Here is a 23,555-nt window from a genome sequence, read left to right on the forward strand (position 1 = left end):
TGGGGGAGTCCAGAGGGGGGTATCCCCCCTCTGGGCTTTCTTTCCCACCGCTTTCTTTGCAAAGAAAGCGGTGCTCCCGCCGAGCAGGCGGCCCGCGCGGCGAGCGCACAACCCCCGGGCTTCCCGGGCGAAAAAAACCCCTGCCGGGCAGGCAATCTGTCCGGCAGGGACATGTTCAGCAACAGCTGACGGTGGGCGGCAGGGAGTCATCCTCCCGGATCCAGTCCTCCACATGGACCACGCTGTACTCGGTCTTGGTACGCCGGATGACCACCCGGTCGATGCCGGCGTTGATGATGAGCCGGCGGCACATGGAGCAGGAGGTGGCGTCGGAGAGAAGCTCCCCGGTCTTGGCGTCCCGCCCAGCCAGGTAGAGGGTGGCGCCGATGGTGGCGCTGCGGGCGGCGGAAATGATGGCGTTGGCCTCGGCGTGGACGGAGCGGCACAGCTCGTACCGCTCCCCCGAGGGGATGTTCATGGCCTCCCGGGTGCAGTAGCCCAGGTCGGCGCAGTTCTTGCGGCCCCGGGGGGCGCCGTTGTAGCCGGTGGAGAGGATCTCGTCATTCTTGACGATGATGGCCCCATAGGTCCGCCGCAGGCAGGTGGAGCGCTCCAGCACGGTCTCCGCGATGTCCAAATAATAATTCTCCTTGTCGATGCGTCCCACAGGCCCGCCTCCTTGACACTTTTTCATCCAGTATAACCCCGTTTCCGGGGATGCGCAAGGACAATTCACATTTTGTTTACGTTTGCTTTCTTGACGTGTTCATTTGCAGGCGCTATATTATTTACTGTAAGAACAACAATGGGCCGCGGGGCCCATTTTGACCGCTTTCCGGCGTCAGCAATTTCTGAGTAAAGGAAGGGCATTCCATGAATTGGCTGAGAAGAATGATGTACGGGCGCTATGGCGGTGATCAGCTCTCCTGGTTCCTTTTGGCGGTCTATGTGCTGCTGTCCCTGCTGTCGGGTCTCCCCTACCTGGGGATCCTGTCCTGGGCGGCGCTGGCCGTTCTGGTGTGGTCCTTTTATCGCATGTTCTCCCGCCGGTATGACCGCCGGCGTGCGGAGAACGCCCGGTTTTTATCGCTGGCCGGTCCGGCCATCCGCTGGGTCAAGATGCGCCGCACCATCCTGCGGGACCGGGAACACCGCTATTTCCGCTGTCCCAACTGCGGACAGTACCTCCGGGTGCCCCGGGGGAAGGGCCGCATCACCATCAACTGCCGCAGCTGCGGCGTGAGCTTCGAGGAAAAAAGCTAAAAAAAGCGCCGCAGGCACATCCTGCGGCGCTTTTCTGCTTACTCAGCCAGAGCGGCCACGCCGGCCTCAAAGGCCTCCACGGCGGCGTCGGGGTCCTCGCCGATGACGAAGAGGAGGTAGTCGCCGGAGGTGACGGTCTTGGCGTTTTCCACCTTGGGCAGGTTCTGGGACAGGTACCAGGAGAAGGTGTCGTACTGCTGCTGACGGTAGGCTTCCAGCTGCTCGGTGACGGCGTCCAGCTTGCCGTCGGCCACCTTGCCGATGATGACGGTGTCAGGGCTGGTGATCATGGGGAAGAAGCCGGTGACGGTCTCAAAGTTGGAGCCGTCGATGCCGTACATGGACAGGGCCTCCTGGTCGGCCTTCATGCCGTAGGCCACGCCGGCGGCGTCCGCCACGGTGTAGACCAGCTGCACCAGGGGATCGTTGTTGGGGGTGGTGATGGTGAGGGAGCCCTCTGCCTCCTCCACGGTGATGCCCTCCAGGCCCTCCAGGACGGACACGGGCAGGAAGGTGATGCCGTCCACCACCTGGGCGGTAACGCCCTCCACCAGCTCGTCATTGACCTTCACAGAGCCGTCGGTGAAGGAGACCTGGATGCTCTGCTCGCTGAAGTAGAAGGAACCGGAGTTTTCCTCCTGGAACCAGGCGGCGGAGCCGTGGTCGGCCTCAGCCACCAGGCGCATGGGGATGCCCTCCGCGGCGGGCAGGGCGGCGGTATCCAGAGCGGTACCGTTGACGGTGATGGCAGTGGCGTAGGCGTTGGGGGCGGAGACCAGAGTGGGCTCCTCGGCCAGAGCGGTGCCGGTCAGGCTGCCGGCCAGGACCGTGGCCAGGGCGAGAGCGCCGATGCGTTTCATAAATTCATTCTCCTTTTACGCCGCCGTGGGCGGCTTTTGGTATTCCCTGGTTTAGACGGCGGGCGGGGGGAAAAGTTCCCCCTCTCCCGCAAAATTTTCCGCGCCGACCGACACGCCTTTCTTTTTCCGGGGCGCTGTGGTACAATGGCGAAACCGAAACGAACGGAGGAGCGTTGCATGGATCTCTATCTCATCTTATGGTACTTTTTTGTCTACGCCGTGCTGGGCTGGTGCGCCGAGGTGTGCTATGCGGCCCTGCGCACGGGGCATTTCGTCAACCGTGGCTTCCTCAACGGCCCCGTGTGCCCCATCTACGGCGTGGGCGTGGTGGTGGTCATCCTGCTGCTGACGCCGGTGCGGGAGAACGTGTTTCTCCTCTTCGTCTGCTCGGTGCTGCTGACCAGCGCCCTGGAGTGGCTCACCGGCTTTGTCTTGGAGAAGCTCTTTCACCAGAAGTGGTGGGACTACTCCGAGATGCCCTTTAATCTCAACGGGTACATCTGCCCCATGTTCTCGGTGCTGTGGGGCATCGCGTGCCTCCTGGTGATGGACGTGATCCACCCCATGGTGGCGGGTCTGGTGGATAACATCCCCCACATGGTGGGCGTGGTCCTGCTGAGCGTGTTCAGCGTGGTGCTGGTGGCCGACCTGGCGGCCACTGTGGCCACCATGGTGGGCCTGAACCGGCAGCTGCGGCAGCTGGAGGAGCTGGCGGGGAAGATCCGCGCCGCCTCCAACGAGCTGGGTGAGAACCTGTCGGCCGGCGTACTCACCATCTCTGAGAAGGGCGCCGAGGTACGGGAGGACCTGACCGAGCGGGGCGCGGAGCTCACCGAGCGCCTCACCGATCTGCGGGATGACCTGACCGAGCGGGGTGCCGAGCTCACGGAGCGTCTGACCGACCTGAGAGAGGATCTGAGCGACCGAAAGGCCGCCCGGGACCAGGAACAGGCCCAGCGCCGTCAGGCCCGTGAGGCGGCGCTCAAGCGCCGTGAGGCCGCTCTGGCCGAGCTGAAGGCCGCCAACGAGGAGCTGCTGTCCACCTACCGCTTCGGGCAGCGCCGCCTGCTGAAAGCCTTCCCCCACATGACCTCCACCCGCTACGCCGCCGCGCTGGAGGAGCTGCGCGGCCGGCTGGACCGCCGGGGCCGCCGCTCCTGAGAGAAGAAAACCGGGCGCCGTCCTTTCGCTCCCCCTCTGGGGAGGCAAGAGGTCGGCGCCCGGTTTTTGTTTTTGTGCGAGCAGATTCATAGCCAGTCCAAAACGACGTCTCGGGCGGTGGCGGGAGAGACCCCGTTGCGCAGCATCAGCTGGGCCAGCTCGTCGATGCGGCTGACGCTGATGGTGATGTTGGGGATGGCTTCCTCCTCCTGCGTATCAGGGGAGATCACTTTGATGCCGTAGCTCTCACAGAACAGGCCTTCCCGAAACTCCATCTGATCCACCAGGATGTAGTAGTCGAAGCGGTATGACGGTCCCTCCTCCCCCGCTTCTTCTGCACGCCCGATGTACAGTTCCCTCATGTTTGGTACTTCCCTCCTTACTTTTCTCGTCCATGGTCATTATATTGGATTTTGTGCACCGGGGGAAGAAAAATCGGTCGCAGAAAACGCCGCGCTTCGACATGCCCCAAAAGGATTCGACAGCGCGGCGGTACCATAATCAGGCCCTTTTGCCGAAGCAGGCCGACGGGGCGGGAAAAAAGTCGTACGAAAAGCAAACAAAAACGGCCGCCCGAAGGCGGCCGCGGAAGGCGGGTCAGATCAGGTGCGGGCGGAGAGGCGGTGGTCGATGAGGCGCAGCAGCTCCAGGGCGCTGGAGTAGTCGTCCCGGGTGCCGTCCAGCCAGTCCACAAAGCCCTGCCAGGTGGTGTTGCGCCGGGTGATGACGTACAGCAGGAAGGTAGCCGCCTGTCCCTGGGCGGCGTCCACGTCCTCCTTGGACAGCCCGCTGTTCAGGTCCTCCGCCACCGGCAGGCGTCCGGGCGCGGCGGGGGCGAAGCTGCGGGTGCGCTCAAAGGCCTGGGGGAAGCACTGGCGGTTGAGGATCTCCTCGATCTGGAGGACCAGGCTGCCCAGGTCGGTGAAGGGCACGGGGGCGGTGAGGCGGCGGCTGGTGAGGAAACCGCTCACCCGCCCGTCCGTCATCTGGTCCACACAGACCCGGATGGCGGCGTCATAGTGATTCATTTTGGCCGGCATGGCAGCTCCCCCCTTATCCGCGCAGTGTGCTCAGGCGCTTTTGCATCCACTCGCTGTTGAGGCTGTGGCGCAGGGCGATGTCCGGGGTGATGCGCCCGGACTGGACCAGCTTCAGCAGGCTCTGGTCCATGGAGATCATGCCCTCCTGCGCCGACTGGGCGATGACGTTGTCCAGCTGATGGGCCTTGGACTCCCGCACCAGGTTGCGGATGGCGCTGTTGACCCGCATGACCTCAAAGGCGGGGACCAGCCCGCCCTCCCGGGTGGGGACCAGCTGCTGGGAGACCACGCCCTCCAGCACCATGGCCAGCTGGGTGCGGATCTGCTGCTGCTGCTCCGGCGGGAAGGAGTCCAGGATACGGTCGATGGTGTTGGCCGCCCCCACAGTGTGGAGGGTGGAGATGACCAGATGACCGGTCTCGGCGGCGGTGACGGCGGCCTTGATGGTGGCCGCGTCCCGCATCTCGCCCAGCAGGATGATGTCGGGGGCCTCCCGCAGGGCGGCCCGGAGGGCCGCGTCATAGGAGTCGGTGTCGGTGGAGAGCTCCCGCTGGGTGACCACGCTCATCTTGTGGTGGTGGAGGTACTCGATGGGGTCCTCGATGGTGATGATGTGGCTGTTGCGGGTGGAATTCACCGCGTCCACCAGACAGGCCAGCGTGGTGGTCTTGCCGCTGCCGGCGGGGCCGGTGATGAGCACCATGCCCCGGGTGAACTCGGCGAAGGACATGACGTTGTCGGGGATGCCCAGGGCCTCCCGGTCGGGCAGGTGGAAGGACACCACCCGGATGACCAGACCCAGGGAGCCGCGCTGCTTCAGGGCGTTGACCCGGAAGCGGGACAGGCCCGACACGGCGAAGGAGAAGTCGTCGTCGCCGCAGGCCTGCAGGGTGTCCATGCTGCGATTCCCGGCCAGCTGGTAGATCTCCTCCACCAGCTTCTGGGTGTCGTCGGGCAGCAGGCGCTCGCCCTCACGCTGGAGGAGGCCGTGGATCTTATAGGCCGCCGGCATACCGGCGATGATGAGGATATCGGAGGCGGACTGCTGGACCGCCCGTTCCAGGATTTCCCGGATATTCATACGTTGTTTCCCTCTTTCCGGTGGCGGCGGGGGGCCTTATTCCCCCGTTTCGCCGTCCCACAGGTTCCACTGGTTCTGGATCTCGTCCTCGTCGGGCTCGGCGGTGACGACCTCCCAGTGGTCAATGGCCACGCTGCCGGCCTGCTCCCCGCTGGTGATGCGGCGCAGGCTCAGGTAAAGGGACTGGCTCTCGTCGATGGGGATGTACTGCTCCAGCTGGGCCTCGGTCCCGGCGGCAAAGTCCACATAGAGCTGGGCCGCCTGGGCGTCCGCCTCATAGTAGGCGCTCACCGTGTCGGCGTTGATCTGGGACAGGGCCAGGTCGGCCTTGGCGCTGGTGAGGGTCAGGGCGGCGAAAATGGACAGGGTCAGCACCAGGAGCACGGTGATGATGGTGATGATGCCCACGCCGAAGGGAGAGGGAGCGCTGTTTTCCTGCTTCAACGTGTGGTCACCTCCTCAAAGGAGCCGTCGTCCACCCAGGCCACGGACAGCGTGTACACGGACTGTCCCTCGTAGGCCACGGCGATCTCGCCGGAGACCAGCCCGCCGGAGGCGGACAGCGTGGGGACGATCTCATAGCCCTGGGGCACGTCGGGGCCGTGCTGGCCCAGGCGCATGGCCTCGGCGGTGGACTGGGCCAGATAGACGGCCTGGGTCAGGCGGGTGCTCTCCAGGCTCATACGCCGGGCGTGGACCAGCAGGCCCACGCACACTGCGGCGCACAGCGCAAAGATAAAGAGATTGAACAGCAGCTCGATCAGGAACAGATTGGCGCGTTTCGGCCCGTTCATCCTGTCACCTCCCCGCTGGAGACGGCGCCCACCCGGGGCGCCACGCTGGCGGAATAGGACTTCCCGTCCTCCGTCGTCACGGTGAGGGTGATGAGCCCGTTCTCCAGGGCCACCTGGAGGTCCTCCAGGGGCAGGATGGCGGTGCCGTCGGCGGGAGTCAGGCCGGAGTTCCGCTGGGTATAGAGCTCCCGCAGCTGCCCGTCATACACATAGAGCACGGTGTGGTAATCGGCCTCTTCGCCGGAGCCGCCCAGGTCCAGGGCGGGACAGAGCTCAAAGGAGCCCACGCCCACGCTGGGAGAGCGGCGGACCTGGTTGATCAGGTAGGACAGAGCGGTGCGCTGGGTGTAGTTACGGTCCGAGGCGGCCACGACCCCCCGGTACACGCTGCTGCCCAGCAGGGTGATCCCCATGGCCAGCACGAAAAACAGCGCGCAGAGCACCACCACCAGGGCGGTGCGCAGACTGCGGCCCGATTTGGATGGGTTCATAAGCGGTCCTCCTTCACTGGATCAGAATGTGGGCGATTCCCGCCCCTCCAGGGGGAGGACGGTGATGTCCGGCATCAGGTTGGACGCGATGTACTGGTAGTCCACAAAGTAGCGGCTCTCGTCCACGCTCACGCCGTAGACCTCCTTCAGGTGGTCCAGAGAGGTGGGATAGACCCCCTCCAGGGCGTAGCACTGCACGGCGGCCCGGCGGATGGACTGCTCGGCCAGCTCCAGCCCCTCGGCGTCGGCCTTGCCGCCCAGCTCCTGGGCGCTGAACCAGAGGATCAGGGGCAGCAGGATCAGCAGCAGGATGGGCAGAGCGCGGAGGATATTTCTGCGTTGGAACATAACGATCCCTCCCGGAGCAAATGAGGCGGGTTAACCGCCGATGGCGGAGAGCACGCCCAGCAGGGGCAGCATCACCGACAGGAGCACCAGGCCCACGGCGGTGCACAGCACGATGACCAGGGTGTACTCGAACCGGCCCAGCAGGACGGCCAGATGCTCATCGGCCTCGGCCTGGCAGCGACGGGAGAGCTCCTCCATGGCCTGCTCCGACGCGCCGGAGCGGAAACCGGCGGAGAGGAGGCTGGCCTGGAGCCCGGTAAAGATGCCGCACTCCTCCACAGCCTTGGAGAAGGGAGAGCCGGCGTCCATCTGCTCCTGGCAGCGCTGCAGGGCGGGAGACAGGGCGGTCCCCTCCAGCAGCTCCCGGGCGCGGGTGACCGACTCGTCCAGCGGCAGGCCGCTGGAGAGCATGAGGGCCATGGCGGAGGCGAAGCGGCTGCGGTCCACCGACTTGGCGGAGGCGGTGGAGGAGAGCAGGCGGCTCATAGCGGCCTGGCCCTTGGACGTGCGGAACAGCCACAGCAGGTACACCGCCGCCAGCACCAGCACCACGGCAAAGACGCCGGCCACATACTGGCTCACGGTGCCAAAGCGCATCAAGCCCTGGGCCACCGGGGACAGGCTCACGCCCAGCTGGCTGAACACCTGCTGGAACACGGGCAGCACCCGGGACACCAAGGCGAGAAAGACCACCGCGATGAGCACGGCCATGGCGGCGGGGTAGGCGATGGCCCGGCGGAGGCTCTGCCGCAGGGCAGCCTCCCGCCGGTAGAAGGTGGACAGGGCGGTCAGGACCTGATCCAGCCGTCCGGAGATCTGACCGATCTCCACCATGCGCAGCATGTAGGGGGGAAACACTCCGGTCTGCTCCAAGGCGCTGGAGAGGGACTGCCCCTCCACCAGGACGTCGTGGACCTGCCGCAGCAGGGCCTGCTGCCGGGGCGCGCGGGCGTCATCGGCCAGGATGCCGATGCTCTCTTCCGAACCGATGCCCGCCCGGACCATCAGAGAGAGCTGATAACAGAATACCGACAGCTCATCCATGCCCAGGGGGGTGTGTTTGCTTGCCTTCATGGCGTCATCTCCCATTCCCTTTAATAGGCGTATTTCGCGGAGTAATTGCTGGAGGTGGTAACGTATTTCATGATAGAGGAACTGCCCTTACCGGTGGAGACGAAGGTGGGGTCCATCAGGGTCCAGTTCTTGCCGTCGAAGTAAATGGCGTTCTTGACCCAGCCCACACCCTGGATGTACACGTCGATCCAGGCGTGGTAGATCTTGCCGGCGTAGCCGATGACCAGCTTGCAGGGGATACCCTGGGAGCGGAGCATGGCGGCCATGACGGCCGAGTAGTCAAAGCAGATGCCCTTCTTGCTGGCCAGCACCTTGTCCACATCAGGCAGGTAGCCTGTGGGCGGGTTGGCGGCCAGATCGTAGTCGTAGGTGAAGTTGCTGGTCACCCAGTTGAAGATGGCCTCCACCTTGGCCAGATCGGTGGTCTTGCCCTTGGTGATCTCCTTGCCCTTGGCCACGGTGGCGCTGGTGTCGGTGAAGTTCACGTACTGGTTGGAGTACAGGAAGGGCAGGAAGGGGTCCCGCAGCTTCATGGTGACACTGGTGCTGTAAGCGGTGGAGTACTTGGTACCGCTGGTGTTCTCGTAGACCTTGATGGAGTAGGTGCCGTCGCCCTCGGTGAGGGGGAAGGTCTCGTAAGTACCGGTGTTGTTCAGGTTGTAGGTGTAGGTGGTGCCGCCGCTCTTGGTGATCTGCACCTTGATGCGCACATTCTTGCCGCCGGTGTACTTCACCATGACAAAGCCCTCGGACAGGTTGGAGGCATCCACGACGGCCTTGTTGTTGGACAGGACCTTCACGCCGGTCTGGACCGTGGTCACGGTGGGGATGTTGGCAGCCTGGGCGTGGAGATAGGACGTGCCCACGGCGCTGGCGGCCAGCACGCCGGCCAGGGCCAGGACCACGACTCGCTTCTTCACAGAAATCAGTTTCAAGGTGTGACCTCCTCAGTGGGGATGGGGGACGGATCGGCCGTCCCGATGTTCAGATAATCGGGGTAATCGTAATCCTTCGTGTAGGGGAAGGAATCCACCTGCCGGGCGCGGACCACATAGCGGTGGTCGGCCACGCCGATGGGGGTGCAGGTGGTGAGGGTCAGGCAGGAAAAGCCCTGACAGTAGATGACGCTCCAGTCGTCGGGCTCCACGATGCTGGTCTTATCCCAGACATACTGGTAGATGACGTCCTCGTAGACCAGGTACAGGGTGTCGCCCGGCCCCAGCAGGTGCAGGTAGTAGAAGGGCACGTCATCGGTGATCTGTCCGTTGCGGATCCAGTTGCGGTGGCCGGCAATGGACACGTTTCCGCCCACTTCCTGGGGCATCTGGGCATAGTCATAGAGCCCCTCGCCCTGGAGCAGGGTGGACTCGCTGGTGCCGTCCAGAATGGGGATGTCGATCTCCAGCTTGGGGACGATCAGGCGCATGGTACCGCTGACATAGGCCTCCCGGGCCTCGGTAATGAAAACCTTGTCCTGGGGGAAGCCGCCGTCGTCGGCGCTGGGCCAGGGCGTGGGCTCCGGCGAGGGGGTGGCGGAGGGCTCCGCCGTCGGCGTGGGCGACGGGGTAAGGCGCGGTGTGGGCAGGACAGCGGCCTGCCGGCTCTGACCGTACAGCAGGATGGCGGCCGCCAGCGCGGCGGCGGCCACCAGGAAGCACAGCAGGCCCAAAAGCTTACGTTTGTTCATGGTGCGTATGTACCTCGAAAATCAGGCCAGCTCCAGTTCCCGCACCCGGCAGGAGAGCTTGAGGAAATTGCGCCGGTGCTGGCGGTAGAAGGAGGAGACGATCCGCTCCATGACCATGGTGGCGTCCTCGTAGTTGGCCGAGGGGAGCATCACCACATACTGGGCGCCGCTGTACCGGGCGACCACGTCGCCCCGGCGCAGACCGTTGATGAGGATCTCCAGCAGCTGGTCCATGGTGGTGTTGAGCACCCCCAGCTCGGGCATGCCGCCGCCGGGGAGGGACACGGTGATGAGCGCCAGATGGACGCAGGTGCCGTTGCGGGCGGCGCGCCTGGCCTCCAGCCGGTAGGCCTCCCGGAAAAAGCCGTACTCGCACACGAAAGCGCCGGGCCGGGTGGCGGTCTCCTTCAGGCTCTGCTGAATGACGGCCAGGTCGGTCTCCATGCTCTTTTCGGTGTCCATGATGGCGGCGTAGAGGGAGCGCAGCTCCTCCGACGGGCTGACGCCCAGACTCCGGTAGAGGATGTCGGTGGCCCGCTCATAGGCCTCCAGCGCGGCCTGCTCCTTGCCCTGGTGGATCAGGGAGCGCACCAGCAGGATGTGGACCTCCTCGTCCAGGGGGTCCAGCTCGGCGGTGCGGGTACACAGCTGGGTCATATCCTCAAAGCGGCCGTGCTGCTCCAGCAGGGCGGCGTATTTCTTCACATGCTCCAGGAAGGCGGCGTGGTAGTGGGCATTCAGCGGGACCACCCACAGATTTCCGCTCTGCTTGGGGAGAAAATCGCCCCGGTAGAGGCGGGTCATCTCCTGATAGCAGTCCATCAGCTCCTCATCCGACAGGCCGGGGGTCCGGGCCGTGGCCACCAGCGCGTCGAACCGGTCGGTGTCCAGCTGGCACTCAATGGCGGGGTTCCAGGAGTAGGAACCGCGCTTGGAGAGGATGGGCGACTGTTCCTGGGGGAACATGGGCTCCAGCATGGAGCGCACCCGATAGAGCAGCGTTTTCAGGGCGTTGATGGGATTGGAGCTGTTCTCACCGGGCCACAGGAGCTCCACCAGCTCCGACTGGGACACGTCCCGGTCCCGGTGTACGATCAGATAACAAAGCACGTTCCAAAGCTTCTGAGAGCGATTGATCTCATCGGTCAACACGTTTCCACCGACCTGCATGCTGAATCCGCCCAGCATGCTCACTGAAACGGTGACCGGCGCGGCGTTGGCCGTGTTCCGCTTCATGGCGCACTCCCCCTCTGAATATGACCTGAGCCCGCCGGAGCAGACCGGGGGCTGTCAAGACAATTATAACATTATTAGCAAGCATTTGCCAAGAAAAACGCAATTTATTACCAAACAATTTTACCCGGCTTTTTGGGCCGAAACGGGGTAAACTGCCCAAAGATCAGTCCGGGATGTAGGCGCGGACCCGCAGAACGGCCCCCAGGCTCTCCGCCAGGGCCCGGCAGCGCTGGATGTCCTCCGGGGACTTGTCCTTGTCCACCACGGTCATGACCACATGGGGGACCTGCGCGGCGGCCAGGCGGGTGAACTCCAGCATGGCGTCCCAACCCTTGGCCCCGTCCCGGGGCTGGGTGACGGCGCAGTACTCCTCGCAGGTGGAGCCGTTGAGGGAGATGGACACCGTGTCGAACCGGCCGTGGAGCTGAGGCGTCACGTCCCGGCCGTGGATCAGGTTGGCGTGGCCGTTGGTGTTGATGCGCACGGGGGGGAACTTCTCCCCCAGGCGCTCCTTGAGCTGGTCGATGAGCCAGCAGATGTCGTCAATGCGGTAGCTGGGCTCGCCAAAGCCGCAGAACACCAGCTCCTGGTAGGAGCCCAGATCCCGGGCCAGCAGATTGTCCAGGGCCTCCTGACGGCTGGGCTCGTGGTCCAGCCACAGGTCGTCGGCGTAGATGCTGCCCTTGTGGCCGTTGTGGCGCAGGCAGAACACACAGGCACAGTCACACTTGTTGGTGAGGTTGACGTACAGCGCACCCTCATATTCATAAGAGATGGTCATCATGATCCATGCTCCTCCTCAATCGATACAAAACAATTTTTTGCCGTTGGCGGTGGTGATCTCCGCCACCTCCTCGGGCGTGATGCCCTTGGCCTGGGCGATGGTCTCGGCCACCCGGTAGACATAACCGGAATCGTTGCGCCGCCCCCGGAAGGGCTCGGGCGTCAGGTAGGGGGAGTCGGTCTCCACCAGCATCCGCTCCAGCGGCACAGCGGCCAGAACCTCGGGGGCCTTGCGGGCATTTTTATAGGTGATGGGGCCGTCAAAGCCCAGATACCACCCCAGCTCCACCAGCTCCCGGGCCATTTCGGCGCTGCCGGAGTAGCAGTGGAACACGCCGGTCACGTCAGGGTACTCCTTCACCACGGCCAGGCAGTCCCCATGGGCCTCCCGGTCGTGGACGATCACCGGGAGCCGCAGCTCCCGGGCCAGCTCCAGCTGCTGACGGAACACGTTCTGCTGGAACTCCTTGGGGGGGTTCTCCTTCCAGTAGTAGTCCAGGCCGATCTCCCCGATGGCTTTTACCTTGGGGTGGGCGGCCAGGGCGCGCACCTGGGCCAGCATGGCCTCGTCCCACCCGGCGCAGTCGCTGGGGTGGACTCCCACGGCGGCGTAGACGTGGGGGAAGCGCTCGGCCAGCTCCACACAGGCGCGGGAGGAGGGCAGGTCGCAGCCGGGACAGAGCACCAGGCCCACGCCCCGCTGGGGCAGGGCGGCCAGGAGCTCATCCCGGTCGGAATCAAAACGCCCGTCGTAGTAGTGGGCGTGGGTATCAAACAGCATGGGGGCCTCCTGCGAAAAGTAACATAAATTCCTTCTTATCATACGCCCTTTTACCACTATTTGCAAGATGCTGCCTGCGCATGAAACCGAATTTATACCACGTGAATGGGGTGGCCGTCCAGCCAGGCCTTCAGGTTCTCACACACCAGCACCGCCCGCTTCTCCATGGACTGCGCGGTGGCGAAGGCGGCGTGGGGGGTAGCCAGCACGTTTTTGGCGGTGAGGAGGGGGTGGTTGGGGTCGATGGGGGGCTCGGTCTCAAAGACGTCGATGCCCGCCCCGGCGATGCGCCCGGCGTTGAGGGCGTCGGCCAGGGCCGCGCTGTCCACCACGCCGCCCCGGGCGGTGTTGATGAGGAGGGCGGTGGGCTTCATCTTGGCGATGCGCGCGGCGTCAATGAGGTGGTGGGTGTCGGCGGTGGCGGGGACGTGGAGAGAGACGATGTCGCTCTGATCCAGCAGAGTATCCAAATCCACCTGCTCCACCCCGGGCAGGTGCTTCTCCGAGCGGTTGTAGCCCAGCACCTTGCACCCGAAGGCGTTTGCCAGGGCGGCCACCCGGCTGCCGATGGCGCCCAGGCCCACCACACCGAAGGTCTTGCCCTCCAGCTCGAAGCCAACCAGCCCGTTCTTGGTGCCGGAGCGGCGGACGGCCGCGTCACACTGGGGGATGTTCCGGGCCAGGGACAGCACCAGGCCGAACACCAGGTCGGCCACCGCCACGGTGGAGTATCCGGCGCAGTTGGACACGGTGATGCCCTGCTCCCGGCAGCAGTCCAGGTCCACATGGTCCACGCCGGTAAAGGCCACGTCGATGTATTTCAGGTTGGGGCAGTGCTCCAGCACCTCCCGCCGGTAGGGGAAGTTGGACAGCACCACCGCGTCGGCCTCCCGGGAGCGGCGGATGAGTTCCTCCGGGTTCTCGCTGCGGGTATCCCAGGCGGTGACTTCCATCCGCCCGGCCACGGCCTCCTCCACCAGGGAGAGCAGTTTGTCCTGGGGGATGCCCAGGGGTTCCAGAATGACCAGCTTTTTCATCGTACGCTCCTTTTCCTCCGCAATGCGCCGGGGCTCAGGCCGCGTCCGAGAGCTCGGAGAGCGCCTCGCTCTCGCTGTCGGCGGAAAAACAGAACCGCCCGGCGTTGTCGTATACTTCAATATGTCCGCAGACCCATCTCAACTCGTAATTCATAAAAGACGCTCCCTTCTCTCGAGGTTGGGTCCAGTGTACCGCAAGAGAGGTCCCATAAACGGGACTTTAGGGCGCCCGGTCAGTCGGGTACGGGGGTGTTGCTCAGGTCGGTGAGGAACTGCTCCCAGGCCTCCGGGTTGCGCACATAGTAGAGGGGGCACTCCTTGCCGGTGACGTCGTAGTGGCGGATGACCTGGCTGTTGTCCAGGTGGAACTCCTCCTGGAGCCAGCGCACCAGGCGGAGGAGGGACTGATAGGTGGCGTCGGTGAACTTGCCCTCCTCATCGGGGTGGCAGCACTCGATGGCGATGGTGTCCACGTTGCGCTGGCTGCTGGCATAGGCGATCTCGTCCAGGGGGATGCACTGGATGATCTCCCCGTCCAGGCCGATGACAAAGTGGCTGCTGGCGTAGGTCTCACCGCTCTGGGCCAGCCCGGCGAAGTAGCTGCGGTTCTGCTCAGCGGTGGTGCCGGGGTTGCCCACATAGTGGACCACCACGCCGTTGACCTCCTCCAGGGGAGTGCCGGGGCGGGAGTAGGGGTTCACGTCCAGCAGCTCCTGCTGCACCCAGTCGGGCACTTCGGAGGGGGTATCGTGGGACATGAGGAAGAGCTGGATGCCCTTCACGCCCAGTAAAAGGACCACCACCGCCGCCAGGATGAGGGGCAGACGGAAGGGGTGGCGGGCAGGGGCAGACCGGGAGGGCTTGGCCACCCGCTTACCGCCCCGGGAACGAGTCTGTGTCATAGGGGTACCTCCTGACGGCCAGAGGGGCCGCGTGATTTTATCATTATATCATTTTTTCGCCACGCCGTCCCCCTTTTTCGGTGGAAAAACAAAAAAACCGGAGGGGCGGAAGTCCGCCCCTCCGGGGGAAATGGCGCTGGGATCAATAGCCGAAGCCAAAGGGCCAGTTGAAGTAGGAGCCGCCGCTGCTGCCGCTGCCGCTCTGCTGCTCCTGCACGGCCTGCTGGCGCTGCTGGTTGAGCTCATCCTGCAGGTCGCTCAGGGCGTCCTGCCGGTCCTGATTGTCCTCGTCCAGGGTAAGGGTCAGGTCCTGCTTGGACCCGTCCCGGTAGATGGTGAAGGTGACATTGTCACCGGCCTTGCACTCCTTCACGGCGGCCTTCAGCTCGTCAATGGAGGTGATCTCGGTGCCGTCCACGGCGCAGATGATGTCGCCCTGCTGCAGGCCGCCCTTCTGGGCGCAGGACCCGTCCAGGACCGCCTCCACATAGGCACCGGCGGGGACGCCGTACTGGGTGGCGGCGGAGGACACGTCGGTCATCAGGATGCCCACGTTGGGCTTGCCGGTGACGTAGCCGTGCTCGATGATGTCGGTGATCATGCCCTTCACGTCATTGATGGGGATGGCGAAGCCCAGGCCCTCGATGCTGGCCTCGGAGGAGGAGCCGCTGCTGGAGAGCTTGGCGGAGGTGATGCCCACCACCTCGCCGTAGGCGTTGAACAGGGGGCCGCCGGAGTTGCCGGAGTTGATGGCGGTGTTGGTCTGCAGCATGTTCATGGTCTCACCCTCGCTGGTGGTGACGGTGCGGTCCTTGGCGGACACCAGGCCGTCGGTAAGGGACCAGGTCAGCTCGCCCAGGGGGTTGCCGATGGTGTACACGGCCTCGCCCACCACCAGGGAGTCGGAGTCGCCCAGGGTGACGGCGTGGAGGCCGGTGGCGTCGATCTTCAGCACAGCCACGTCGTTGTCGGCCTCGCCGCCCACCAGGGTGGCGTCATAGCTGGTGCCGTCCACAAAGGCCACCTTGATGGAGGTCGCGCCCTTGATGACGTGGTAGTTGGTGACGATGTAGCCGTCGGAGGAGATGACGAAGCCGGAGCCGGCGGCGGCGCCCTGAACGGGGAAACCGTAGGTGTTGGTGTCCACCAGCTCGGTGGTGATGCCCACGCAGGCGTCCACATAGTTGGCGTAGATCTGGGAGGCGGTCATGGCCTCGCCGGACTTGACGCTGGTGGTGTCCACGTTCACCGGCTCGTGGGTGCCCTCATAAATGGTGGTGTTGCTGCCCAGGCGCTCGGTGACGAACCACACGCCGCCGCCGCCCACGATGCCGCCCACCAGGGCACAGCACAGGCTCAGGGCCACGATCCGGGCCGCGCCGGCCTTGCGCTTCTTCTTGGGGGGCTGGGGCACGCCGCCCTCAGAGACCTCCCAGGGATCGGTGTGAACGTGAAAATCCTGACTCTCTATGGGATTGCCGGAGAGGTTGTTCTGATCCTCGTTCCGGTTGGGATCATAATTGCCGTAATACATACAAGTCGCTCCTTTTTCCTGTGTTCCTCTTGATGTGCCTTAAGGATAACCGGAAAATGTGTCTAAAGCGTGAAGAAACTTTACACGTTTTTTGAATTTGTTTCGTCGGCCGGACGATTCCGGAAAAAGGCCCACAGGTCCCCCGCGGCCAGGCGCAGGTCGGCGGCGGTGTTGTGGAAGACCCCCAGGCGGATGATGTTGATGACCACCATGAACACCACGGGGCCCAGCACCATGCCCAGCACGCCCCCCAGGCGCATGCCCACATAGATGCTGATGAGGGAGAGAATGGGGGAAAGACCGGTCTGATCGCCCACCACCTTGGGCTCGCCCACCCGGCGGAAGAGGGCCACCACGCCCCAGATGACCATGAGCTCCACGGCGTGGCGCACATCCCGGGTCACCAGGTCCACCACCGCCCAGGGCACCATAACGGTGCCCGAGCCCAGGATGGGGATGAAGTCCAGCACCGCCAGCAGGAAGGCCAGCAGCAGGGCGTAGGGCTGCCCGATGAGGAGGAATCCGGCCAGCAGGATGAAGAACACCCCCACCGACAGGATGAATTCCGCCTTCACATACCCGCCGAAGGCGCTCACCGCGGCGGCGCGCACCTCCGAGAGGAGATTGCGCACCGGCCCGGGCAGCCGGTGGGTGGCGAGGTACCGCAGCCGGGGATAGTCCGCGGTGATGAAATAGGAGCCCATCAGGAACACCACCGCCGCCACGGCGAAGGAGGGCACCGAAGAGGCCAGCCCCGCCGCGCCGCCGGCCAGAGCGGTCACCAGATCGGGGAGGGTGTCCGAGGCCCAGGTCAGCAGATCCTCCCCCAGACCGTTGAGGGCCTCCTGGGCGGCCAGCCCCACCTGCTCGGGCAGGAGGGTGAACACGCCCTGGGAGAAGGTATTGATGGCGTCCAGGGTGGAGCTGAGCTCCCGCTCCAGGGAACTCCAGTCGGCGGCCAGGGCGGCGGTCTCCTGGGCGATGTTCCACACAAAGACCACGATCAGCCCGCCTGCCACCGCCAGGATCAGCAGGATCAGCAGGATCGAGGTCAGCTTCCGGGACACGCCCAGCCGCTGGTGGAGGGTGCGCACCAGCGGGTTGAGCAGCCACGCTGCGCACAGGGCCAGCACGAAGGGCATCAGCAGGGACAGCAGCGGCAGGCCCACCCGCATCAGCAGCAGCCACGCCAGCGCCACCAGGGCCAGCCGGATGCCCAGGCGTGCCCATAGTCTCCCACGTTCCCGCCAGGATAATTCCTGTGTTTCCATGCAGAGTTCCTCCTTATCATCGGTACAAAAGCCATGTGAGACCAGTATAGCACGGTCGGTGGAAAGAATCGGGAATTTTTTATGAATTTTATTTTAAATTTAGAAATACCTGCCCCGCGGCCCGGGCGAAGCACCGGGCGGCCCGCAGGGCCTCCTGGAGGGTGTTGCCGTGGGTGCCCACCTCCACCAGCAGGGACCCGGGGGACAGGTCCTGGTTGTACACCGACCCGCGCAGGGTGATGGGCCGGGCCAGGGTGGGATAGAGGGTGTCCAGGCTCTTCTGCACCCGAAGGGCCAGGGCCAGGTTCTCCTGCCAGTTGGGGTGGCCGGAGCCGCTGCCCAGCACCAGCATGACCTGGGCGGTCTTTTCCCCGTCCACGGTGGTCACCGCCTTGTACACCGTCCCGTCGCTCCCCACCAGGGCGTCCCGGTGGATGTCCAGCACCAGGCGGATGGAGGGGTACTCCTCCAGATAGGACTGGATGGCCGCCCCCGAGCGGGAATAGGCCCCGTTGTACTCCGGGTAGTCGTAGAGGGTGCGGTCGTGGAGGACGGTGAGGCCCATTTCGGTAAACACCTCGGCCATTTCGTCTCCGACCCGCACCACATTGTACTTCTCGTCCAGGGTGCGGGAGTTGCCGTCGCTGGGGACGTAGACGTCCTCCCCCTCGGGGGCGTAGGCCTCGGAGCCGTGGGTGTGGACCAGCAGGATCTGGGGCCCCGAGTCGTCCAGGGTGATGTCCACCCCGGCGTTCCAGGCGGCTTCCATGTCCACCGAGAGGTCGGTGCGGTTGTAGAGGTAGAGGCCCTCGGCCTCCTCATACCCCTCTCCCCCGCTGACCACCAGGGTGCGCTCCACCGCCTGGACGCTCTCCCCCGCCGGCGCGGGCGTGGGGCTCCCGGTGGGGGCGGGCTCCGGCGTGGCGGCGGCGCTGGCCTGGGGCAGCAGGTCCAGGTTGGTGCCCTCCTCGGGCTCCTCCTCCCCCGCCCCGGACAGACCCCGCCGCAGCAGGGCCGACTGGTCCACCACCAGGCGCTCCCACAGGTCCAGCTCGTCCATCACGCCGCCCTGCCCGGCGGCGGCCCCCAGCTCGGAGCGCAGCAGGGCGGCGGCAAACTCCGGCTCGCCCCCCAGCGCCAGGAGGGCCTGTCCCAGCCCGCCGCCCGCCCCGGCCAGCAGGGCCACCACCGCCAGCGTGCCCAGGAAAAACGCGGCGCACCGCCGCAGGAGTCGTTTCCACAAAATCGGTCTCCGTCCCATATCGGACCCTTCCTTTCTCTTGTACGTCTCAGCGCTATCCTATGCGCGCCGCCGCCGGAACAGAACCCATTCTGCCCGGGCTCGGGGGGTGCTTGACATTTCTGCGGATTCCGATATAATAGCGGCGAGTATAGCGTTTCGTTCGCCATGAACGGCCGTTTCGGCCAAGAAAGGATGAATTTCGCCTATGATCCGTATTGTGACTGACAGCACCAGCGATCTCTCGCCCCAGCGCGCCGCCGAGCTGGGGGTGGAGGTGGTGCCGCTGGCCGTCCACTTTGGGGAGGAGACCTTCCGGGACGGCGTGGACATCACCAAAGAGGAGTTCTATACCCGCCTGGCCCAGGTGGACACCCTGCCCACCACCTCCCAGGTGCCGCCGGAGACCTTTATCCAGGTCTTCCAACGCCTCACCGAGGGGGGCGACCAGGTGCTGGGCCTCTTCATCTCGGGGGCCATGTCGGGCACCAACCAGTCGGCCAACATCGCCCGCGGCATCGTGGATGAGGACAACATCGCCATCGTGGAGACCGGCACCGTCACCTTCGGCCTGGGTCTGCTGGTGGAGACGGCCTGCCGTCTGCGGGACCAGGGCCTCTCGCTCTCCGAGCTGGAGCAGAAGCTGACCGAGCTGGCCGGGCGGGTGCGCCTGCTGGCGGTGGTGGACACCCTGAAGTACCTGAAGATGGGCGGGCGTATCTCCGGCGCCACCGCCGTGGTGGGCGGCATTCTGGGCATCACCCCCATCATCACCATCCAGGACGGCCTGGTGGTGTCGGTGGGCAAGACCCGGGGCCGCAAGGCGGGCTTCCAGTTCATCGACAAGTGGCTCCAGGAGAAGGAGGCCCCGGACACCTCCCTCCCCGTCACCTTCGGCCACTCCAACGCGCCCCAGGTCATGGAGGAGTGCATGGCCTACTTCGGTCCCAAGCTGGCCAGGGCGGACCTGCTGCCCAGCGACATCGGCGCGGTGGTGGGTACTCACGTGGGCCCCGGCGCCGGGGGCCTTGCCTTCTTCGTGAAGGAGTAACGCAGACTGCTGAAATGGGCAAAGGCTGGGCGGCAAGAAAGCAGCTTCCGGTACAGGAATCGCCCTCGGCAGAGTTTTGCCGCCCGGAGGCGGCAAAATAAAATAGAAATCTGTTTTTCCCGGGGACATGCGCCTCGGGAAAAACACGTCTCAGCCCGCAAGCGTGCGCGTTCTGCGCGTGCGACGCAGCGGGCTGCGTCCCCTCGAAAACATGCTTGCATGTTTGAGAAGCGTGTCGAGGTGACTCGACACGCAAAAGACCCGCCGGGCCTGGCCCGGCGGGTCTTTCTGCCCGCTTCGCGTTGCATAGACAGGACGATGGGTGTATACTGAAAGCCTGCTGTGCCCGGAGGACCGGGCAAAGGAAGGGAGAACGTACATGAATCTCTGGGAACTGTTTGTCATCGCCGTGGGACTGAGTATGGACGCCTTCGCAGTCTCCATCTGCAAGGGACTGTCCGCCGGGCGGGTGCGCCCCGGCCACGCCCTCACCGCTGGGGTGTGGTTCGGCGGCTTCCAGGCCCTGATGCCCCTGCTGGGCTGGGCGCTGGGCAAGCGCTTCCAGGCCCTCATCACCAACGTGGATCACTGGATCGCCTTTGTGCTGCTCTTCCTCATCGGCGCCAGCATGGTCTGGGAGTCCCGCAAGGGCGAGGAAGAGGAAGTGGACGCCTCCTTTACCCCCCGCGCTATGCTCCCCCTGGCGGTGGCCACCAGCATCGACGCCCTGGCCGTGGGCGTCACCTTCGCCTTCCTGAAGGTGGACATCGTCCCCGCCGTCAGCTTCATCGGCGTGATCACGTTCGTGCTCTCGGCGGTGGGCGTGTACCTGGGCGGCGTGGTCGGCGAGCGCTTCCAGGCCCGGGCCAAGCTCTTCGGCGGCCTGGTGCTCATCCTCATGGGCTGCAAAATTCTGCTGGAGCATCTGGGCTTCCTGCCCGGATAACGAAACGCCGCCGCCCCAATTTGGGGCGGCGGCGTTTCGTTGTCTCTTCATGGATTGCCCACCACATGGGGCAGGAAATAGCGGATCTGGCGCTTCCACCAGGGCCAGTCGTGGTCGGAGTCGGTGCCCCAGTAGTCCACCCAGGCGTGGATGCCCTTCTGCCGCAGCACCCCCTCCAGCCGCCGGGTGCCCGCCAGGAGCTGGTCCTCCCAGGCCCCCTGACCCACGCAGAAAATGAGGATGCGCTGGTTGAACATGGAGATATACGGGTGGTCCGGGGACATGCCGGAGAGGCTGGCGCAGGGGTCGTTGGCATACACCACCTCATCCATATACCCGCCGTACATGTCCTGGGTGTCGTAGACGCCCGAGAGGGCGATGACGCTGTCGAAGAGGTCGGGGCGGCGGAAGAAGAAATTGGCCGCGTGGTAGGCGCCCATGGAGAAGCCGGTAGCCAGCAGGGGCTGGCCGCTGCGGTTGATCTCCCGGATGCGGGGGAGCAGCTCCTCGATGACATAGTTGTACCAAGCCTCATGCCGGCGGACCCGGTAATAGGGGTTGCCCCACTGGTCAGAGACGCTCTCGGCGTCGATGGTGTCCACGGTGAAGAGCTGGATTTTGCCGTTTTCCAGATAGTCCCCCAGAGTCTCCAGCATGCCGAAATTCTCCCAGTCGAAGAAGCGGCCGTTCTGGCAGGGCACCGCCAGCACGGGCTTTCCCCCGTGGCCGTAGACCTTGAATTCCATATCCCGGCCCAGGTGGAGGCTGTATTCCTTGTGGTACTCGATGTACATAGGCTTCCCCTCCCCGGTAACATGGCCCTTAGGGGCCTTTTTCGCTATCCTACCATAAATTTTACCCCTCATCAAGGGCGCGACTGGATGTTTTTGGCACTATTTACTCTTGCAGGCGGGGGGGCGCTCGACTATAATGTGCGGATAGGAAGCGCTGAACAGCCGGTGCCGGGCCGTGAGGGCGCAGAAGAGAGGATGAGTGTGTTGAATTTTGTCTTTGTATCGCCCAACTTCCCCGAGGCCTACCGTTGGTTCTGCATCCGTCTGAAGGAGAACGGCGTCAACGTCCTGGGCGTGGGGGATGCCCGGTATGAGGAGCTCCACCCCGACCTGCAGGAGGCCCTCACCGAGTACTACCGGGTGGACAGCCTGGAGGACTATGACGAGATGGTCCGGGCCCTGGGCCACTTCACCGGCCGGTACGGCAAGATCGACTGGGTGGAGAGCAACAACGAGTACTGGTTGGAGCTGGACGCCGCCCTGCGCACCGACTTCAACATCACCACCGGCCTGAAGGCCGATGAGATCGTGAAATATAAGAGCAAGCAGCTCATGAAGGAGTATTTCCGGGCCGCCGGGGTGCCCAGCGCCCGCTGCACCGCCGTGACCTCCCTGGAGGCCGCCCTGGGCTTCACCGCGGAGGTGGGTTACCCGGTGGTGGTCAAGCCGGACAACGGCGTGGGCGCCACCGCCACCTACAAGCTCAAAAGCGACGACGATGTGCGGTATTTCTTTGACCACCTGCCGGAGGAGCCCTATCTCATGGAGGAGTTCGTCCCCGGTGTGGTGACCACCTACGACGGCGTGTGCAACTCCAAGGGAGAGGTCCTCTTTGCCGCCAGCCACATCTCCCCCGACTCCATCATGGACATGGTCAACGAGGGGGTCCCCTGCTGCTACTATGTGGACAAGGAGGTCCCGCCTGAGGTGGAGCAGGCCGGCCGCGCCGTGCTGAAGGCCTTCGGCGCCACCCGCCGCTTTTTCCACCTGGAGTTCTTCCGCCTCACCGCCGACAAGGAGGGCCTGGGCAAGACCGGGGACATCGTGGCCCTGGAGGTCAACATGCGCCCCGCCGGCGGCTTCACCCCCGATATGCTCAATTTCTCCCAGAGCGTGGACGTGTACCAGATCTGGGCCGACATGGTGGCCTTTGACGAGCGCCGCCACACCTACGAGGGCGGCCACAGCTACTGCGTCTACACCGGCCGCCGGGATAGGGTCCACTATGCCCTGTCCACCGACGCCCTGCTGGAGTGCTACGGGGCGCACATCCGCCTCTTCACCCGCATGCCCGACGCCCTCTCCGGGGCCATGGGCAACCAGGTGGCCATCGCCTGCTTCGACACCGAGGCCGAGGTCAAGGACTTCGTTCAGACCACTTTCGCCCAGGCATAAAGAAAAAAGTGCGTGAGAGCCGCAGAATTGGCGGATCTCACGCACTTTTTCGATTTAAAAAATGTTCTATTTGGACCGGAAACCGGCATATTGCAGCAAGCCCGTCCCTGCGCCCGGTTAATCCCGGCGCATGGTGACCCGATAGAGGATTCGGGGGAGGATATCCTCTTCAAATTCCTCACACTCCACCAGCGAAAAGCCCTGATCGGCCAGCAGCTGCACCAGCTGAGGGGAGAAGTAGTGGATCACCACGGCCCCCTTCTGGTACAGGCCGTCCCCCAGATGGCGCCCCTTGCCGAAGTGGGGGTCCCGCTGATTCCGGGCGGTGTAGACGCAGTGGCCGCCGGGGCGCAGCACCCGGCGAATTTCCCGGCACAGGGCGGTCAGCTCGTCGGTGGTCAGCGCCATACAGAACAGCATGTGGGAGTAGCACAGGTCAAAGGAGCCGTCGGCAAAGGGAAGGGGCTGGCGCAGATCCAGCTCCAGCAGGTCGGCCTGCCAGCCTGCCTGGTCCAGCTTGGCCTTCAGGTCGGCCAGGGCGGCGGAGGAGTAGTCCACGGCCGTGACCGCACACCCCTGCTGCAGGAAAAACAGGGTGTCCCGCCCCTGCCCGCTGCCCAGCTCCAGCACGCGCTGGCCGGGGGCCAGGCCGGGCTGCTCCAGCGTGCGGCGGGCGGGCAGGCTGGCCTCGGCGCCAAACAGGTCCTTGCGGTCGGAAAAGCAGTTGTTCCAGATCTGCTGCTGGCGGTTCAACAGCATGGCGGTCCTGTCATCCATAAAGATGCA

Annotated in this window: 27 protein-coding genes; 5 read left to right on the forward strand and 22 right to left on the reverse strand. The window is 64.7% G+C overall.

What is annotated here, in order from left to right:
* Positions 1–175: 175 nt before the first annotated feature.
* The gene (locus B5G43_RS13480; protein WP_087262240.1) at positions 176–667 is read right to left on the reverse strand and encodes a deaminase; all 492 of its coding nucleotides are present in this window, start codon (positions 665–667) and stop codon (positions 176–178) included.
* Between the two features lie 206 nt (positions 668–873).
* On the opposite strand from B5G43_RS13480, the gene B5G43_RS13485 reads away from it, so the two are divergent.
* Complete coding sequence (locus B5G43_RS13485; protein ID WP_087262242.1) at positions 874–1,263, forward strand: hypothetical protein; 390 nt, start codon at positions 874–876, stop codon at positions 1,261–1,263.
* Positions 1,264–1,301: 38 nt separating this feature from the next.
* On the opposite strand, the gene B5G43_RS13490 is transcribed toward B5G43_RS13485, so the two are convergent.
* Entirely contained in the window at positions 1,302–2,123 is an 822-nt protein-coding gene (locus B5G43_RS13490; protein ID WP_087262244.1) for a DUF4358 domain-containing protein, read from the reverse strand.
* A gap of 177 nt (positions 2,124–2,300) precedes the next feature.
* On the opposite strand from B5G43_RS13490, the gene B5G43_RS13495 reads away from it, so the two are divergent.
* Entirely contained in the window at positions 2,301–3,284 is a 984-nt protein-coding gene (locus tag B5G43_RS13495; protein WP_087262246.1) for a hypothetical protein, read from the forward strand.
* A gap of 86 nt (positions 3,285–3,370) precedes the next feature.
* On the opposite strand, the gene B5G43_RS13500 is transcribed toward B5G43_RS13495, so the two are convergent.
* From B5G43_RS13500 to B5G43_RS13585, 18 genes are all read right to left on the reverse strand, one after another.
* Positions 3,371–3,646: a DUF6514 family protein gene (locus B5G43_RS13500; protein ID WP_087262248.1), complete on the reverse strand. Its 276-nt coding sequence runs from the start codon at positions 3,644–3,646 to the stop codon at positions 3,371–3,373.
* A 240-nt stretch (positions 3,647–3,886) separates the two neighbouring features.
* Positions 3,887–4,324, reverse strand: coding sequence for a hypothetical protein (locus B5G43_RS13505; RefSeq protein WP_087262250.1), 438 nt, complete (start codon positions 4,322–4,324; stop codon positions 3,887–3,889).
* Positions 4,325–4,337: 13 nt separating this feature from the next.
* Positions 4,338–5,405, reverse strand: coding sequence for a PilT/PilU family type 4a pilus ATPase (locus tag B5G43_RS13510; protein WP_087262252.1), 1,068 nt, complete (start codon positions 5,403–5,405; stop codon positions 4,338–4,340).
* 36 nt (positions 5,406–5,441) lie between these two features.
* A complete protein-coding gene (locus B5G43_RS13515; RefSeq protein WP_087262254.1) occupies positions 5,442–5,849 on the reverse strand; it encodes a hypothetical protein in 408 nt (135 codons plus the stop codon).
* The gene (locus tag B5G43_RS13520; RefSeq protein WP_087262256.1) at positions 5,846–6,199 is read right to left on the reverse strand and encodes a hypothetical protein; all 354 of its coding nucleotides are present in this window, start codon (positions 6,197–6,199) and stop codon (positions 5,846–5,848) included. The genes B5G43_RS13515 and B5G43_RS13520 overlap by 4 nt, the downstream gene beginning before the upstream one ends.
* Positions 6,196–6,690 carry a DUF4860 domain-containing protein gene (locus tag B5G43_RS13525; protein ID WP_087262258.1) on the reverse strand — a complete coding sequence of 165 codons (495 nt, stop codon included), beginning with the start codon at positions 6,688–6,690 and terminating at the stop codon, positions 6,196–6,198. Before B5G43_RS13525 ends, B5G43_RS13520 begins: the two co-directional genes overlap by 4 nt.
* 21 nt (positions 6,691–6,711) lie before the next feature.
* Positions 6,712–7,038 carry a hypothetical protein gene (locus B5G43_RS13530; protein ID WP_087262261.1) on the reverse strand — a complete coding sequence of 109 codons (327 nt, stop codon included), beginning with the start codon at positions 7,036–7,038 and terminating at the stop codon, positions 6,712–6,714.
* A 30-nt stretch (positions 7,039–7,068) separates the two neighbouring features.
* Positions 7,069–8,112: a type II secretion system F family protein gene (locus tag B5G43_RS13535; protein WP_158097436.1), complete on the reverse strand. Its 1,044-nt coding sequence runs from the start codon at positions 8,110–8,112 to the stop codon at positions 7,069–7,071.
* Positions 8,113–8,132: 20 nt separating this feature from the next.
* Entirely contained in the window at positions 8,133–9,047 is a 915-nt protein-coding gene (locus B5G43_RS13540) for a transglutaminase-like domain-containing protein (protein ID WP_087262264.1), read from the reverse strand.
* Positions 9,044–9,799: a class E sortase gene (locus B5G43_RS13545; RefSeq protein WP_087262266.1), complete on the reverse strand. Its 756-nt coding sequence runs from the start codon at positions 9,797–9,799 to the stop codon at positions 9,044–9,046. Before B5G43_RS13545 ends, B5G43_RS13540 begins: the two co-directional genes overlap by 4 nt.
* Before the next feature lie 21 nt (positions 9,800–9,820).
* Positions 9,821–11,035: a BTAD domain-containing putative transcriptional regulator gene (locus B5G43_RS13550; protein ID WP_087262268.1), complete on the reverse strand. Its 1,215-nt coding sequence runs from the start codon at positions 11,033–11,035 to the stop codon at positions 9,821–9,823.
* 163 nt (positions 11,036–11,198) lie between these two features.
* Positions 11,199–11,819, reverse strand: a complete 621-nt coding sequence (locus B5G43_RS13555) for a TatD family nuclease-associated radical SAM protein (RefSeq protein WP_087262270.1) — start codon at positions 11,817–11,819, stop codon at positions 11,199–11,201.
* 15 nt (positions 11,820–11,834) lie between these two features.
* Complete coding sequence (locus B5G43_RS13560) at positions 11,835–12,599, reverse strand: TatD family hydrolase (RefSeq protein ID WP_087262272.1); 765 nt, start codon at positions 12,597–12,599, stop codon at positions 11,835–11,837.
* Positions 12,600–12,691: 92 nt separating this feature from the next.
* Complete coding sequence (locus B5G43_RS13565; RefSeq protein ID WP_087262274.1) at positions 12,692–13,636, reverse strand: 2-hydroxyacid dehydrogenase; 945 nt, start codon at positions 13,634–13,636, stop codon at positions 12,692–12,694.
* A gap of 233 nt (positions 13,637–13,869) precedes the next feature.
* Positions 13,870–14,538: a peptidoglycan recognition family protein gene (locus B5G43_RS13570; RefSeq protein ID WP_087262276.1), complete on the reverse strand. Its 669-nt coding sequence runs from the start codon at positions 14,536–14,538 to the stop codon at positions 13,870–13,872.
* A 142-nt stretch (positions 14,539–14,680) separates the two neighbouring features.
* Positions 14,681–16,072 carry a trypsin-like peptidase domain-containing protein gene (locus B5G43_RS13575; protein WP_087262278.1) on the reverse strand — a complete coding sequence of 464 codons (1,392 nt, stop codon included), beginning with the start codon at positions 16,070–16,072 and terminating at the stop codon, positions 14,681–14,683.
* Positions 16,073–16,152: 80 nt separating this feature from the next.
* Positions 16,153–17,343, reverse strand: coding sequence for a sporulation integral membrane protein YtvI (gene ytvI / locus B5G43_RS13580; protein WP_087262280.1), 1,191 nt, complete (start codon positions 17,341–17,343; stop codon positions 16,153–16,155).
* Positions 17,344–17,431: 88 nt separating this feature from the next.
* Positions 17,432–18,604, reverse strand: coding sequence for a stage II sporulation protein P (locus tag B5G43_RS13585; RefSeq protein ID WP_087262282.1), 1,173 nt, complete (start codon positions 18,602–18,604; stop codon positions 17,432–17,434).
* 187 nt (positions 18,605–18,791) lie between these two features.
* Here B5G43_RS13585 and B5G43_RS13590 point away from each other — a divergent pair, with 187 nt between their 5' ends.
* Together B5G43_RS13590 and B5G43_RS13595 are read left to right on the forward strand one after the other, a co-directional pair.
* Complete coding sequence (locus B5G43_RS13590) at positions 18,792–19,634, forward strand: DegV family protein (RefSeq protein ID WP_087262284.1); 843 nt, start codon at positions 18,792–18,794, stop codon at positions 19,632–19,634.
* A gap of 379 nt (positions 19,635–20,013) precedes the next feature.
* On the forward strand, positions 20,014–20,580 hold the full coding sequence (locus B5G43_RS13595; RefSeq protein WP_087262286.1) for a manganese efflux pump MntP family protein: 567 nt from the start codon (positions 20,014–20,016) through the stop codon (positions 20,578–20,580).
* 47 nt (positions 20,581–20,627) lie between these two features.
* On the opposite strand, the gene B5G43_RS13600 is transcribed toward B5G43_RS13595, so the two are convergent.
* Positions 20,628–21,374 (reverse strand): alpha/beta hydrolase-fold protein, encoded by a 747-nt coding sequence (locus tag B5G43_RS13600; RefSeq protein ID WP_087262288.1) that lies wholly within the window; start codon positions 21,372–21,374, stop codon positions 20,628–20,630.
* A gap of 195 nt (positions 21,375–21,569) precedes the next feature.
* On the opposite strand from B5G43_RS13600, the gene B5G43_RS13605 reads away from it, so the two are divergent.
* Positions 21,570–22,769 carry a carbamoylphosphate synthase large subunit gene (locus B5G43_RS13605; protein ID WP_242960593.1) on the forward strand — a complete coding sequence of 400 codons (1,200 nt, stop codon included), beginning with the start codon at positions 21,570–21,572 and terminating at the stop codon, positions 22,767–22,769.
* Positions 22,770–22,886: 117 nt separating this feature from the next.
* Here B5G43_RS13605 and B5G43_RS13610 read toward each other — a convergent pair whose 3' ends face one another.
* The gene (locus tag B5G43_RS13610; protein ID WP_087262292.1) at positions 22,887–23,546 is read right to left on the reverse strand and encodes a class I SAM-dependent methyltransferase; all 660 of its coding nucleotides are present in this window, start codon (positions 23,544–23,546) and stop codon (positions 22,887–22,889) included.
* Positions 23,547–23,555 lie beyond the last annotated feature (9 nt).

The organism is Flavonifractor sp. An92 (genome assembly GCF_002159175.1).
In the GTDB taxonomy this organism is placed as follows: domain Bacteria; phylum Bacillota; class Clostridia; order Oscillospirales; family Oscillospiraceae; genus Pseudoflavonifractor_A.

Coding starts and splice junctions, on each gene's coding strand:
- B5G43_RS13535 (WP_158097436.1), bottom strand. CDS start 8,112: ATGAAGGCAAGCAAACACACCCCCCTGGGCATGGATGAGCTGTCGGTA.
- B5G43_RS13545 (WP_087262266.1), bottom strand. CDS start 9,799: ATGAACAAACGTAAGCTTTTGGGCCTGCTGTGCTTCCTGGTGGCCGCC.
- B5G43_RS13490 (WP_087262244.1), bottom strand. CDS start 2,123: ATGAAACGCATCGGCGCTCTCGCCCTGGCCACGGTCCTGGCCGGCAGC.
- B5G43_RS13555 (WP_087262270.1), bottom strand. CDS start 11,819: ATGATGACCATCTCTTATGAATATGAGGGTGCGCTGTACGTCAACCTC.
- B5G43_RS13595 (WP_087262286.1), top strand. CDS start 20,014: ATGAATCTCTGGGAACTGTTTGTCATCGCCGTGGGACTGAGTATGGAC.
- B5G43_RS13500 (WP_087262248.1), bottom strand. CDS start 3,646: ATGAGGGAACTGTACATCGGGCGTGCAGAAGAAGCGGGGGAGGAGGGA.
- B5G43_RS13550 (WP_087262268.1), bottom strand. CDS start 11,035: ATGAAGCGGAACACGGCCAACGCCGCGCCGGTCACCGTTTCAGTGAGC.
- B5G43_RS13560 (WP_087262272.1), bottom strand. CDS start 12,599: ATGCTGTTTGATACCCACGCCCACTACTACGACGGGCGTTTTGATTCC.
- B5G43_RS13570 (WP_087262276.1), bottom strand. CDS start 14,538: ATGACACAGACTCGTTCCCGGGGCGGTAAGCGGGTGGCCAAGCCCTCC.
- B5G43_RS13485 (WP_087262242.1), top strand. CDS start 874: ATGAATTGGCTGAGAAGAATGATGTACGGGCGCTATGGCGGTGATCAG.
- B5G43_RS13565 (WP_087262274.1), bottom strand. CDS start 13,636: ATGAAAAAGCTGGTCATTCTGGAACCCCTGGGCATCCCCCAGGACAAA.
- B5G43_RS13610 (WP_087262292.1), bottom strand. CDS start 23,546: ATGGATGACAGGACCGCCATGCTGTTGAACCGCCAGCAGCAGATCTGG.
- B5G43_RS13530 (WP_087262261.1), bottom strand. CDS start 7,038: ATGTTCCAACGCAGAAATATCCTCCGCGCTCTGCCCATCCTGCTGCTG.
- ytvI (WP_087262280.1), bottom strand. CDS start 17,343: ATGGAAACACAGGAATTATCCTGGCGGGAACGTGGGAGACTATGGGCA.
- B5G43_RS13510 (WP_087262252.1), bottom strand. CDS start 5,405: ATGAATATCCGGGAAATCCTGGAACGGGCGGTCCAGCAGTCCGCCTCC.
- B5G43_RS13495 (WP_087262246.1), top strand. CDS start 2,301: ATGGATCTCTATCTCATCTTATGGTACTTTTTTGTCTACGCCGTGCTG.
- B5G43_RS13520 (WP_087262256.1), bottom strand. CDS start 6,199: ATGAACGGGCCGAAACGCGCCAATCTGTTCCTGATCGAGCTGCTGTTC.
- B5G43_RS13590 (WP_087262284.1), top strand. CDS start 18,792: ATGATCCGTATTGTGACTGACAGCACCAGCGATCTCTCGCCCCAGCGC.
- B5G43_RS13575 (WP_087262278.1), bottom strand. CDS start 16,072: ATGTATTACGGCAATTATGATCCCAACCGGAACGAGGATCAGAACAAC.
- B5G43_RS13600 (WP_087262288.1), bottom strand. CDS start 21,374: ATGTACATCGAGTACCACAAGGAATACAGCCTCCACCTGGGCCGGGAT.
- B5G43_RS13585 (WP_087262282.1), bottom strand. CDS start 18,604: ATGGGACGGAGACCGATTTTGTGGAAACGACTCCTGCGGCGGTGCGCC.
- B5G43_RS13525 (WP_087262258.1), bottom strand. CDS start 6,690: ATGAACCCATCCAAATCGGGCCGCAGTCTGCGCACCGCCCTGGTGGTG.
- B5G43_RS13505 (WP_087262250.1), bottom strand. CDS start 4,324: ATGCCGGCCAAAATGAATCACTATGACGCCGCCATCCGGGTCTGTGTG.
- B5G43_RS13605 (WP_242960593.1), top strand. CDS start 21,570: ATGAGTGTGTTGAATTTTGTCTTTGTATCGCCCAACTTCCCCGAGGCC.